Source organism: Ructibacterium gallinarum, assembly GCF_014982785.1.
GTDB classification, from domain to species: Bacteria; Bacillota; Clostridia; order Monoglobales; family Monoglobaceae; genus Ructibacterium; species Ructibacterium gallinarum.
In genome coordinates this window covers 21,915-34,360 of record NZ_JADCKB010000006.1, presented here as the reverse complement: position 1 = coordinate 34,360, position 12,446 = coordinate 21,915, and the positions used below count along the sequence as shown (strand labels likewise).

The window sequence follows — 12,446 nt, the reverse complement described above, 5'->3', positions numbered from 1 at the left end:
TCCAAATCTGTGTTCAGCTTTTTTATTCATTCCTGAATGGCTTCATACATATTTTTAGCCGCATCCTTGAAAGCGGTTTCTTTTATCTCAAGCACCCTCACCTTAAGTGGGCGGGCACCAAACTGAATAGTAATTTCATCTCCTTCTTTCACTTCATAAGAAGCGCGAGCCGGTTTACCGTTTACAAAGACTCGTCCGCTGTCACAGGCCTCGTTCGCAACAGTACGGCGTTTGATTAAACGAGATACTTTTAAATATTTATCCAGTCTCATTTTTACTGCTCCTTTTCTGTTTCGTATTTTTCAAACTCTTCTATAAATTTTTGAAGATACATGCTGAGCGCCGTTTCTGGATCTATTTTTTCTTCTCTGCATTTTGATGCAATGGAAAAAAGCTGCCTTCCAAGCTCCATTTCAGTTGTTTCAGGTACAGATTCTGTTTGAAACAAATATCCGGCTTTTACCGCCTTTTTTTGAATTTTAACCGCACGCATTAATGCAGGCAACGCTTTTGATACCGCTTTCAGTTCGTCGGTTACTGTTTGCTGTTGGCGATCTTTGCGTTTGATTTCATCCCAATCTTCCGCTCCGCCAGTTTCCGATTCTTCTGATCCAAAAACATGCGGATGTCGATGAATCATTTTTCTACAAATTAAATCTGCAACATCGCTCATGTCATATTCGCCGGCATCAGCGGCAATTTGTGCATGCAAGACTACCTGAAGCAGCAAATCTCCGCTTTCATCTGCAATTTTTTCCGGATTGCCGCTGTCGATTGCTTCTGCAAGTTCATATGCTTCTTCAATAACACTGCTCTTAATGCTTTGATGTGTTTGTGCTCTATCCCAAGGGCAGCCGCCGGGAGCTCTGAGCATAGCTATGACATTTAAAAATTCTTCAAAAGTATATTTTTCTGTTTTCATTTGCAAGTCACCTTTATTTTAATAGTTTCAATTTGGTTAATACGGAAGCTAGTTTCTCTCCCTTTGGAAGGCGCAAAATATCTTCACGCTGAATGGCCCTGACAGTAAAAACGGCCAAAAAGTAAACCAATGCACAAATAACGATTTCTGCGGCAATCAGAATTCGTCGCGACCATATATTTACTGAGGCAGAAAGCAAAAAGCTTTCTCCAGTCAAAAAGGTGCTCAGCACAAATCCTACAGCTCCCATAATAACGGCCGCAGCAACTGGCTTGAAAATAAACGCATTCCAGCGAAACCGAATCTTGGCGTATTTTATAATATATCTCATATTTAATACAGCAATGATCAGATAACACAAGAAAGTGCCTGCGGGCGCTCCGTCAATTCCCAGATATGGAATGAATATAAAATTAAACAACACTTTAACTGCCCCGCCGATTACCATATTGATGACCGGACAGTATACTTTCCCATATGCCTGAAGGATTGCATTTGTAACAGAAACAACCGCAACCGGAATAATTGCTATGGATAAAATGGCCAGGACAGATTTAGCATTGCAGTCTTGGAACAACAAGAATAAAACTTCTTTGGAAAGCACTGACATACCAAAAGCACACGGAGCAGCAAACAGCATAGCAATACGGATTGTACTTTCAGTAATTGCTTTGGATTCTGTTTCATTCCTGCGAGTCAGTGCAGCAGAGATAGCCGGTACAACACTCATTCCCAATGCAACCACCAAAGTAAGTGGTAGATTAAACATAGTAAGCGCCTTTCCGGTATACATACCATATAACGATGCAGCTTGCTGTTTGTACAGTTCCAAGCCCGTCCATCCTTCTTCTATCACTTTTTGATAAAAAGAAGTTCCTTCCTTGAACATAAAATCGTAGTGCGCAAGGACTTCTGGACGCGTTACAAGCCGGCGCGTTATGGTTCCCATATCAATCAAAGTGGTAAGACTGGATACGGAAGCACCAATCGTAATAGGAATGGCAATTAAGATTAACTCTTTTAAGATAGATTTCCGGCTGCGCAACAAAGAAAGTGATTGACTTTTTTTTCGTTTCCTAAGTGCTAAAAAAATGCAGCTCAGGAGTGCAAAAGATAAAAATGTTCCGGTAGTTACACCAAAAATCGCTCCGGCAGAAGCGAAAACGGTTCGATCATAAGTAGACTGCACCTGACGCGTTGTCCAGTCAATCGCTGTTTCCAGGCTGCCATTCACTGTCATATTCATAAAAAAGAATGCAAGACCGATTCCAACTAAAAGTTTAGCCGTAGCTTCTATTACTTCAGAAGCAGCAGTCGGAAACATATTTTGCCTACCTTGAAAATATCCACGATAAACCGATGTCATGGCAACAAAAAACACGGCCGGAGAAATGGCTAATATTCCTTTAGAAGAACCAGGCACAGCCACAAGCGCTTCCAGCTGTTTTGGGAAAAAGTATAGCACTGCACTTCCCAAAAAACCAATGACCGCAAGAAATATAAACGCTGTTTGAAAAATACGGTGGGCATTGCGTTCGTCATCTCGAGCCATACTTTCTGCTACCATCTTGGATATTGCAATCGGAAATCCTGCAGTTGCAATAATAAACATAAAGGTATAAATTTGATATGCGATATTGAAATATCCCATACCGTCATCCCCAATCAAATTGATGAGAGGAATCTTAAATACAGCACCAATAATTTTGACAATTAAGTTTGCAACGCCTAAAATGAGTGCTCCCTGAATAAACGTTTGCTGTTTTGTCGTCTGTCTGTTTTTCTCCAATTTCATTCAACTCCTCAAGGTTTCTGCACACAAAGTTATGATATAGTATATTACTGCATTGTCCAAAAAACAACTCTTTTATTCAAAAATAAAGATGAAAAAGAAAAGGCACAGCGGTAAGGCTGTGCCTTTAAGCGTTTGCACTAAGCAGCGATCTGATCACCGCGCACTTCATCCAAAGTCCGTACAACCGAATGCTTAATCGGCTTCCACTCCACTTTCTTAAACAGTGCAATCACTGCAATTGGAACATAAGTCAGCATAAAAATCGGAAAAGTAAATAAATTTAAAATTCGCTTGATTTTACTGCAATGAATTTGCTTCCATTCTGTTATCGTGGTTATCGTACCTAAAATAAAGAACAATCCATAAAAATTCATCAATGTCTGTAATAGCGTCTGTAGCAAGATGCTGGTTTCTGGTGAATTAGCCAAAAAGCCAAGCGGAACAGCCACTGCATTAATAATCGTGCTGATCAGTGTCAGCAGCATAGCGGGCATAATTGTCATCAACATATCAAAACAGGAAAAACTGCCGCGCAGTATCCCTTTAAAGAGCTGACCGCCGTATTTGGCAAAAACCTGATAGAAGCCTTTTGCCCATCTCAGACGTTGACGATACGACTGACGGAATAAAGTGGGCTGTTCATCATACAAAATCGCTTCAGCACAATATCCAATTGTTTCACCGTGAATGACACTGTCCACAGTAAATTCAATATCTTCTGTAAGCAAATGATGAATCCAACCTCCGTTCGCGTGAATGATTTCCGCACTAACTAAAAAACCGGTTCCGGAGATAGCACAGCTAGTATGTAATTGCATTCTTGAATTATTCAAAAATTTAGCTTCCCGCAAAAACCATAATGAATATCCAGCAGAAATCCAGTTGCTTCCAAAGTTCTTGGAATTACGATAACTTGTGATAATACGGTACCCTTGATCAAAAACTTTGTTCATTTCCATAATATAATTCTGATCAAGCAGATTATCCGCATCAAAAATCATAAATGCTTCATAGTTTTTATCCTGATAATCCCGTTCAATAATATTAAACATCCAGTCAAGAGCGTAGCCCTTACCAACCTGTTTTTTATTAAAACGTTCATATACAATAGCCCCTGCCTGTTCCGCTACTTTCGCAGTATCATCAGTGCAGTTGTCAGCAATGACAAAGATGTCCACTAGTTCAGACGGATATCTCTGACTTTTTATACTCTCTATAAGCTGAGCAATAACATCCCGTTCATTCCGCGCCGAAATCACAACCGCATAACGATGATTACAGGAAGCAGTGAATGTTTTTGGCTTTTTTAAAAGGCCAATAAAAATATAAAAAAACTGATAAGCATAACATAGAGTAAAGACAATCGAGATCATACAATTCAAATAAATTATTGTTTTCATGACAATCTCCTTATCGCGTATTTCCGCTTGATAATCTGTGCGCTGCAGCACCTTTATTTCATATCAATTATATCATATATCATTACATTTATATAGCTAATATATAAAAAAAATATAAATTAAATATAAATTTTTTATAAACTAATTTTTTAATAAAAGCCAAAAAAATGCTTATTTCCGTAAAAATGTACAAAAAATTAGGTTTTCTTTTGTGAAAATAGCTTAAATATGTGCATTTTTAACAATAAATTTCGTGTTTAGTAGGTAAAAATCTACAATGTTAAATTTATGTTACATTTTTCCTACAAACCCAAAATCCTGTACTTTAATTGCTTTTTCTAAAATATATGCTTGTATTGGTAAATTATGATATCTTTTGTTATAACTTAAGAAAAAAATGGATTTCCTCTATCTTTTTTTTAGATACTATGATATAATATAAAAAATAATGCTTGTTTCATAGCAAAGGAGGATGGTTTTATGCACGGATACGCTTTGTTTATTGGTGCCGTTCTTTGGCCGATTATCTGTCTTCTAGCTGCTGGCATTTGCGCTGTATTGGCTGCCATACAATATCAGGCTCGTCGAAAAAGCCGCAAAGTTACTCTGGATACCATCCGGGCAATTATGAATGCCTTAGACGCAAAAAATCCCTATAAAGCTGGTCATTCTTACAGAGTGGCAATTTGGTCTGTAAAACTTGCATCCTATCTGCATTATGGCCGGGAGCATGAAGTTTATTATGCCGCTTTACTCCATGACATTGGAAAACTGGAGCTTCCTGATAAACTGCTGGCAATCAACCATAAACCAAGTCCTGATGAAGAAAAAATTCTTCAAAAACATCCGAAAATCGGCGCAAAGCTAACGGCGGGTACTACCGAAATACCGGATGTACGGCTTGCAGCCATGTTTCATCATGAACGCTTTGACGGAACGGGGTACCCCGAAGGCTTATCCGGTGAAAACATTCCTATGATTGCGCGGATTGTTGCTGCTGCAGATGCATATGATGCTATGGCACACGAGCGGGCTACCAGAGGTGCTCTTGAGCGCGGTGAAATTTTACGTCAATTTCGCGAACACAGCGGGACACAGTTTGATCCCCGTGTTGCAAAGGCCATGACTCGCCTCATTGCAGATGAAGCATGTCGAGTCCATAAGAAAGGAGAGAACGACCTTGATCCGCAAATCCTTGATTGAATTTATTTTTGAAGCCGCATCTATTGAGCGCTGGAACGATCATATTCGGCCTTCGCGCGGATTTACCGAACTGGATAAACAATCTCATAAAATGATATGTGCTTATGTTCTAAGTAAACTTGCCCCGGAAATTGATTCTTTTTTGTTAATCGAGGGCGGGATTTTTGAATTTTTACACAGGTTAGTTTTAACAGATATTAAACCACCCATTTTTCACCGCCTTATGGAAGAAAAAGGGACAGAACTAAATCGCTGGGCTATCGAGCAGATCCAGCCGGATATTCAGGCGGTTTCAGGCGGTTTTGCCAGTCGGTTTGAACGGTATTTTACCGATCCTGCGTATGCAGTAGCGGAAAAAAAAGTTTTAGAAGCAGCGCACTATCTTGCCACGAAATGGGAATTTGATATTATTTACGATATGTGCCACACCTATTACGGAATTGATCAGACCCGACGTGAAATTGACAGTAAACTTCAGACACTAGAAACGCTTCCCTGTTTTTCTTCTTACATGCGGAACAATAATTATCAAGGTTTTGTCAATCTTCTTGGAGAATTACGCTTTCAACAGCGCTGGTCCCGATCCCCGAGAATCCCTGCCACTTCCGTCATTGGACATATGCTCATTGTTGCTGTTTTATCCTACTTTTGTGCCTGTGAGATCAGTGCTTGCTCCCAACGGTGTATACATGCTTTTTGGGGCGGTTTGTTTCACGATGTTCCGGAAGTGCTGACCAGAGATATTGTTTCTCCTGTCAAAAATTCTGTACAAGGATTGGATGAATTGATCAAGCAAATCGAACAAGAGCAGATGGACTCTGTCCTTTATCCATTGATTCCGGAAACATGGCGGCAAGAAATTGAGTATTTTACTAATGATGAATTCTGTGATAAAGTGATTTTAAACGGGAAAATTTCCTTTGTGCCTGAAGGTAAAATGAATACCATGTATAATCAAGACAAATATTTCCCTATTGACGGCAGAATTATCCGTGGCTGTGATCATTTAGCGGCTTGCATTGAAACTTATATGTCACATACATGCGGTATTACCACGCATGCATTGCAGGAAGGAAACCGAAATTTATGCCACCAGTACCGCAATGCTCAAATCAACGGAATCGATTTTGGATGCCTGTTCGATTATTTTAGGATTTAACCAAAATACGCCTTTTGCATAGAATAACATTAGATATGTTTTTGCAAAGGGGTGTTATTATGGGCATAGCATTTTCTGTTGTGATTTCTTTTTTTGCTGTTTATGGAATTTTGCAATTAATTGCCAAAGGGGTATTCTTATCAAAAGCCAAATGCGGGCGCCAACCCGCTTATGTCCATCGCGTCATTGGCGTCCGGGACTGTGAAGACACCATTGAAGGCGTAATACGTTCTTTAGCCTGGGAGGATATCAGAGAAGATTTGATTGTAATGGATCTAGGCTCTCGTGATGACACTCCCGAAATACTGCGTCGTTTGGAGCAGGAATATGATTTTCTGAAAGTAATGACGCCGGAGGAATATCGTGTATATTTTGATGAAATCACTAAGTATGATCAATAATTGCTTAGCAAAATAGCTCTGCCAAAGCCGTACTTTGGCAGAGCTATTTTTTATTCAACAGTTACAGATTTTGCAAGATTTCGAGGTTTATCAATATCCAAACCCTTTAAAGATGCAACGTAATATGCAAAAAGCTGAAGCGGAACAACTACTTCGGAAGGCATTACCAAACTGTCACAATGCGGGACATAAATGATGTGATCCGCCTCCTGCTCAATAGCAGTTTGGCCTTCTTCTGCCACCGCAATCACAACTGCTCCCCGTGCTTTTACTTCTTTAATATTACTTAGCATTTTTTCAAACAGCTCTTTGACAGTACAAAGAGCAACTACCACTGTCCCCTGCTCAATAAGAGCAATCGTCCCGTGTTTTAACTCTCCTGCTGCATAAGCTTCAGAATGAATGTAAGAAATTTCTTTTAATTTCAAAGAACCTTCTAATGCAACCGCGTAATCCAAGGTTCGACCCAGGAAAAAGATACTTTTGCTATTATAATGCAAAGAAGCGGTATACTGTATCTCTTCCTTATGTTCTAAAATCTGCGCAATATGTTCGGGCAGGGTTTGTAAAGCGTTGATGTACCTATCAATCTGCTCTTGTGTTAAACAGTTCATATGCTGTGCCATATAAATTGCAAGGAGATAAATTGCTGTGAGCTGGGTACTATATGCTTTTGTCGTTGCCACAGCAATTTCCGGGCCAGCCCAGGTGTATAACACATCATCTGCCTCCCGTGCAATGGCACTTCCCACTGCATTAACGATAGCAAAGGTTCGTGCGCCTAGCCGTTTCGCTTCCCGCATAGCAGCAATAGTATCTGCTGTCTCTCCAGATTGGCTGATAACAACCACAAGAGTCTTTTCATTCACAATAGGCTGCATATACCTAAATTCAGAGGCCACAGATACTTCCACTGGAAGGCGAAGCATCTTTTCTATAACATATTTTCCGACGACACCGACATGATATGCACTTCCGCAGGCCACAATATAAATTTTATCAATACTATCAATATATTCCTTTGATAATGTAATATCATCAAGAACAATCCGTCCGTCTTTAATTCTGGGACTGATCGTATCCTGGAGCGCTTTAGGCTGTTCCATAATTTCTTTGAACATAAAATGTTCGTAGCCGCCTTTTTCTGCTGCCGAAATATCCCAATCTACATGGAAAATTTCTTTTTGAACGCTTTCACGGTCTGTATTATAAATTTTCACCTCATCAGCCCGCAAAACAACAATTTCATTATTCTCCAAAAAATACACATCACGTGTATAGGCTAAAATGGCAGGGATATCAGATGCAATAAAATTTTCATCTTTTCCAAGGCCAACAATTAAAGGACTTTCTTTTCTTACAGCTACAAACTGATCTGGATTATCTGCACACAAAATACCAAGCGCATAAGAGCCTTCCACTTTATTCATTACTTTGGTTATTGTATCAATAATATCACCTTGATAATAATACTCCACCAAGTGAGCAATGACTTCCGTATCCGTTTCCGAAAGAAAAGTAAACCCTTTTTTTGTCAAATACTCTCTTAATTTTATATAATTTTCAATAATCCCGTTATGTACAACAGCAAATCTGCCAGAACGGCTCAAATGCGGATGGGAGTTAGTGTCAGAAGGTTCTCCGTGGGTAGCCCACCGCGTATGGCCAATTCCCATCGTCCCTTTTAGCAGCTTTCCACCATCTATCCGTTTCTCCAGAACGGATAGTCTACCCTTTGCCTTTTGTACGTTAATCCCCTCTGCGGTCATAACGGCAACTCCAGCAGAATCATAACCACGGTATTCTAACTTCCGAAGTCCATCCAACAAAATCGGTGCTGCTTGTTTTTTCCCGACATATCCAACAATTCCACACATAGATTTTCCTCCTGTCCGGCATCAAACATTATGTTTATGTACAGTATGATACCAATCTTTTTTTGTATGCCGCAAAATTCCGAATAAGCCCGCCGGAATCCAGCTAAAAATATAAATCATAAATCCAAAAAAATTCAGGATCAGCTTATGATGACATTTTTTATCCAAAATCAATCCACAACCAGTCGTAAAAAGCATACCAAATATATAAAAGTTTAGTAATACAAAGGGCAATGGCCGAGCCCAAAAGTCCGCAAATGCCGCATTCGTAATTTGGAGCAGATTGCAAATTGCAAAAAAATCCAGTACCAAACATAAGCAAAAACATAATGGCATCATAAGATCGCTCCAAAACCGCAGCAAAGCATTCCATTTTCCATAACGCAGCAAACTGCCCATATAATCTCTTTGCACAGCAGTAATCCCTTGTGCCCAACGGCAGCGCTGTCGTACTGAAACCTTAAACGTATCGGGTTTTTCATCAAATACAACCGCTTTAGCCGCATAAGCAATTTTAACATTTTCTAAAGCCAGTTTTAAAGTATATTCCGCATCTTCCGCCACCGAAACCGTTTGCCATGGAATCGTGCGCAGTAAGTCAATAGAAAGCGCAAATCCGGTTCCCCCCAGACTGCAGCCAATTCCTAAATGCCAAAATCCCATTTGTAAAATTCTGTTTGTAATCCAGTACCAGGTTGCATATGCATAAGAAACCCATGACGCATTTGGATTTTTTGCATCAATATATCCCTGTACGGCTTGATTTCCCTGACGTAATGCAAAATTCATCTCACTTAGGAATCTGCAGTCAAGCAGATTATCCGCATCTAAAACAACTACAGCGTCAAACTGCTGTTTTTCTTTTAAAATTTGTTCAAACGCATCCCGCAATGCAACCCCTTTTCCGATCTCTATATCCTCATTTCGGATTAACACAGAAGCTCCCATTTGCCGCGCAATTTTTGCAGTAGCATCAATACATCGGTCTGCAATTACGATTATCGAAAAATACTGCTGCGGATAATCTTGCTGCCGCAAACTATGTAGCAAAGAGCGCAATACAGTCTCTTCATTATGCGCCGGAATCACGACTGCAAATCGTGTATACCCTTCTTTAGGATTACCTAAACGAAAGGGGAACAAGGAAAATACTGCAATACCAAAATAATACACGGCAAGCAGAAAGAAAAGAAAACAAAGTACATCTGCTAAAATGCCTGTCACATTGCCATCCACTTTGTTCCCTCCTTGTGCTTTATCATTATAATATACTGTTATTTCGATTACAAGTGTAGAAATATTACATTATTTTTACATTTGCAAGGTCAAATCAATCCTTTTAAACTAATTTTTAATACAATAAAAATTATTTTCGTGTCACTTTTACAACATAGTAAATAAATGCGACTATAAGATAAATACCGATGGCAATCATAAGCAGCCAAACATTCCAGTATGAACTTACCGTTAAATTAGGACGGTTCAAAATGGTTCTGGCGCAACTTTCCATGATTGGCCGAATGCGATTATACAAGGCCAGCCAAAGAGCCGCCAGCAAACATACAGCCAAAAATATCGTATAATGATCTGCACGTTTTTTATTTTTGATGACACCCGTTTTTCCAAGAATCCATATTGCTACTGTACCAGCGGCAAACAAGCCGGTTAAAACCCACATCATTGGTTGCATAGTTAGAATAGTTTTTACATTATTATATCCGTAATAAATGAGAATCAGTACAAAAAGGCCGACGATTCCCCAGCATAAATTGATCATATACCAATTTGTTAAATGTTCGTTCCGTTCCCGGCGTGTAACGCGATCGTTATTTTTCTTTTTTTTCATTCCGGTCATCCTTTCTGTTTATATCATTACATTTCATTTTTTTCATACATGATGATGGATAATAAGGTTCCTGAAACTGTTTCAGTACGCAGAATTCGTTTTCCAAGGCCAGTCAACATAATTCCCATCTGTTTAGCTTGTTCGGCTTCTGCATCAGAAAATCCACCTTCCGGCCCAATCAGAACGCCAATGTTTTTGCATGATACAGATTGTAGAATTTTTTTCAATGACCGATCGCCCTGATGTCCTAAAATTTCATAAGGCATCAAACCAAGGTCCATGTTCACAGCTTTCTGTACCGCTGTATGAAACGGTACTGGAGGTAAAACTTGCGGCACTCTTCCACGGCCACATTGTTTCGCAGCTTCCAACGCAATCCGATTCCAACGTTTTAATTTTTCTGTTACTTTTTTATCCGTTTCCATTTTGGCAACACAACGTTCCGTTATCATCGGCACTATATCAAAAACACCAAGTTCCACTGCCTTTTGAATGATCACTTCCATTTTTCCGGATTTTGGCAACCCTTGAAAAATGGTCACCTGTATCTGGGGCTCCTGTGCGGAATGATATTTTTCCAAAATTTTAGCCTGACATTCCTTGCTGTCTATGACAGTCAAAACTGCTTTGTATTCATAGCCTGTACCATCAAATAATAGAATCTCATCTCCAACTTTCATGCGGAGAACCCGGGTAATATGCTCCGCATCCTCTATGATCTGTGCGGTATTTTCGTCAACATATGCAGGGTCTGTAAAAAAACGGCGCATCCCGTTTCCTCCTTATCTACAATTTTCAATAACCCTATTATCATATCATAAAAAAAACGGGTTTGCAAGATGAACTTGCAAATCCCTTTTCCCCTTATCGGCAGGTCAAAGCCGCCCAATCTTTGTCTTCGCGTATTTCCATAATTTCGAAACCGGCCTGTTTTAGCGCAGTCTTTACTTCTTCCAGACGTTCGCATATAATGCCGGAACAAATAAAAATCCCATCTTTTTTCATAAAACGTCGTACTATCCCGGAAAGAGCAATAATGACATCTGCTACAATGTTAGCAAGAACAATATCATAAGTGCCAAGTCGCTCTTGTACACTACGGTCGGTCAAAATATCACCGGCAAATGCATGATACCGCTCCTTGGATAATCCGTTCAGTTTTAAATTGCTATATGCAACATCGACTGCATTGGGGTCGACATCCACTGCATCTGCATTTTTAGCTCCAAGCAAAAGTGCAATCACAGATAGTATTCCAGAACCACAGCCAAGATCCAAAATAGTATCTTCGGGCTTCAAATATTTTTCCATTTCTTCGATACAAAACCGGGTGCTGGGATGGGATCCCGTTCCAAAACTCATTCCAGGATTTACCGTAAAAATAGTCCGTCCTTTGGAGTTCTCTGTTTTTTCCCATGCAGGGCAAATCAAAACCTTCTCTCCCACAGGAATCGGATGGAAATATTGTTTCCAAATTTCTGACCAATCCTCATCTTTTACATGATCCGAATGCAGGCTAAGCGTCCCATACCGATGTTCCAGGTCTTTTGTTTTTAACTCGGCCATAGAATTTTGTACCGCGGCAAGCTGCTCTAAACCTGTAGCTTCATCACTAAGATAAAAGGTAATGGTCGTATCCGCATCTTTTTGTTTTTCCAATTCCTCGTCGACATAATCCCAGTATTTACGGTTTTCCTCCAAGAAAGCCATAAAATCATCTTTATCCGCAATTTCCACACCATTAATTCCCAGATTCAGTAAACATCCGCTGACTGGATCGATACCCTCAGAGGTTGTTGTAATGGTTACTTTTATCCAATCCATATTTTTCTCCTTTGCAATG

General features: G+C 39.7%; 12 protein-coding genes. 3 read left to right on the top strand and 9 right to left on the bottom strand.

Features of this window, described 5'->3' with window-relative positions; genetic code table 11:
* Window positions 1-26 precede the first annotated feature (26 nt).
* The 4 genes from INF28_RS03950 to INF28_RS03935 all read right to left on the bottom strand — a co-directional run bounded on the left by INF28_RS03950 (window position 27) and on the right by INF28_RS03935 (window position 4,117).
* Window positions 27-272, bottom strand: a complete 246-nt coding sequence (locus INF28_RS03950) for an RNA-binding S4 domain-containing protein (protein ID WP_226392175.1) — start codon at window positions 270-272, stop codon at window positions 27-29.
* 2 nt (window positions 273-274) lie between these two features.
* The gene (gene mazG / locus INF28_RS03945; protein ID WP_226392174.1) at window positions 275-922 is read right to left on the bottom strand and encodes a nucleoside triphosphate pyrophosphohydrolase; all 648 of its coding nucleotides are present in this window, start codon (window positions 920-922) and stop codon (window positions 275-277) included.
* Window positions 923-935: 13 nt separating this feature from the next.
* On the bottom strand, window positions 936-2,711 hold the full coding sequence (locus tag INF28_RS03940; protein WP_226392173.1) for a putative polysaccharide biosynthesis protein: 1,776 nt from the start codon (window positions 2,709-2,711) through the stop codon (window positions 936-938).
* 143 nt (window positions 2,712-2,854) lie between these two features.
* A complete protein-coding gene (locus INF28_RS03935) occupies window positions 2,855-4,117 on the bottom strand; it encodes a glycosyltransferase family 2 protein (protein ID WP_226392172.1) in 1,263 nt (420 codons plus the stop codon).
* Window positions 4,118-4,597: 480 nt separating this feature from the next.
* Here INF28_RS03935 and INF28_RS03930 point away from each other — a divergent pair, with 480 nt between their 5' ends.
* Genes INF28_RS03930 through INF28_RS03920 form a run of 3 tightly spaced genes read left to right on the top strand, consistent with a single transcriptional unit; the run spans window position 4,598 to window position 6,880 of the window.
* A complete protein-coding gene (locus tag INF28_RS03930) occupies window positions 4,598-5,320 on the top strand; it encodes an HD-GYP domain-containing protein (RefSeq protein ID WP_226392171.1) in 723 nt (240 codons plus the stop codon).
* A complete protein-coding gene (locus INF28_RS03925; RefSeq protein WP_226392170.1) occupies window positions 5,298-6,479 on the top strand; it encodes an HD domain-containing protein in 1,182 nt (393 codons plus the stop codon). The genes INF28_RS03930 and INF28_RS03925 overlap by 23 nt, the downstream gene beginning before the upstream one ends.
* 59 nt (window positions 6,480-6,538) lie before the next feature.
* Window positions 6,539-6,880, top strand: a complete 342-nt coding sequence (locus tag INF28_RS03920) for a hypothetical protein (protein WP_226392169.1) — start codon at window positions 6,539-6,541, stop codon at window positions 6,878-6,880.
* A 50-nt stretch (window positions 6,881-6,930) separates the two neighbouring features.
* On the opposite strand, the gene glmS is transcribed toward INF28_RS03920, so the two are convergent.
* From glmS to prmA, 5 genes are all read right to left on the bottom strand, one after another.
* Window positions 6,931-8,757, bottom strand: a complete 1,827-nt coding sequence (glmS, locus tag INF28_RS03915; RefSeq protein ID WP_226392168.1) for a glutamine--fructose-6-phosphate transaminase (isomerizing) — start codon at window positions 8,755-8,757, stop codon at window positions 6,931-6,933.
* 21 nt (window positions 8,758-8,778) lie between these two features.
* Entirely contained in the window at window positions 8,779-9,993 is a 1,215-nt protein-coding gene (locus INF28_RS03910; RefSeq protein WP_226392167.1) for a glycosyltransferase family 2 protein, read from the bottom strand.
* Window positions 9,994-10,123: 130 nt separating this feature from the next.
* Window positions 10,124-10,603, bottom strand: a complete 480-nt coding sequence (locus INF28_RS03905) for a hypothetical protein (protein ID WP_226392166.1) — start codon at window positions 10,601-10,603, stop codon at window positions 10,124-10,126.
* Window positions 10,604-10,629: 26 nt separating this feature from the next.
* Complete coding sequence (locus INF28_RS03900; protein ID WP_226392165.1) at window positions 10,630-11,373, bottom strand: 16S rRNA (uracil(1498)-N(3))-methyltransferase; 744 nt, start codon at window positions 11,371-11,373, stop codon at window positions 10,630-10,632.
* Between the two features lie 94 nt (window positions 11,374-11,467).
* Window positions 11,468-12,427, bottom strand: a complete 960-nt coding sequence (gene prmA, locus INF28_RS03895; RefSeq protein WP_226392164.1) for a 50S ribosomal protein L11 methyltransferase — start codon at window positions 12,425-12,427, stop codon at window positions 11,468-11,470.
* Window positions 12,428-12,446 lie beyond the last annotated feature (19 nt).

What these genes read in the sequence shown, in the direction of transcription:
- prmA (WP_226392164.1), bottom strand. Translation starts at nt 12,427, where the DNA reads ATGGATTGGATAAAAGTAACCATTACAACAACCTCTGAGGGTATCGAT.
- INF28_RS03920 (WP_226392169.1), top strand. Translation starts at nt 6,539, where the DNA reads ATGGGCATAGCATTTTCTGTTGTGATTTCTTTTTTTGCTGTTTATGGA.
- INF28_RS03900 (WP_226392165.1), bottom strand. Translation starts at nt 11,373, where the DNA reads ATGCGCCGTTTTTTTACAGACCCTGCATATGTTGACGAAAATACCGCA.
- mazG (WP_226392174.1), bottom strand. Translation starts at nt 922, where the DNA reads ATGAAAACAGAAAAATATACTTTTGAAGAATTTTTAAATGTCATAGCT.
- INF28_RS03950 (WP_226392175.1), bottom strand. Translation starts at nt 272, where the DNA reads ATGAGACTGGATAAATATTTAAAAGTATCTCGTTTAATCAAACGCCGT.
- glmS (WP_226392168.1), bottom strand. Translation starts at nt 8,757, where the DNA reads ATGTGTGGAATTGTTGGATATGTCGGGAAAAAACAAGCAGCACCGATT.
- INF28_RS03905 (WP_226392166.1), bottom strand. Translation starts at nt 10,603, where the DNA reads ATGAAAAAAAAGAAAAATAACGATCGCGTTACACGCCGGGAACGGAAC.
- INF28_RS03930 (WP_226392171.1), top strand. Translation starts at nt 4,598, where the DNA reads ATGCACGGATACGCTTTGTTTATTGGTGCCGTTCTTTGGCCGATTATC.
- INF28_RS03935 (WP_226392172.1), bottom strand. Translation starts at nt 4,117, where the DNA reads ATGAAAACAATAATTTATTTGAATTGTATGATCTCGATTGTCTTTACT.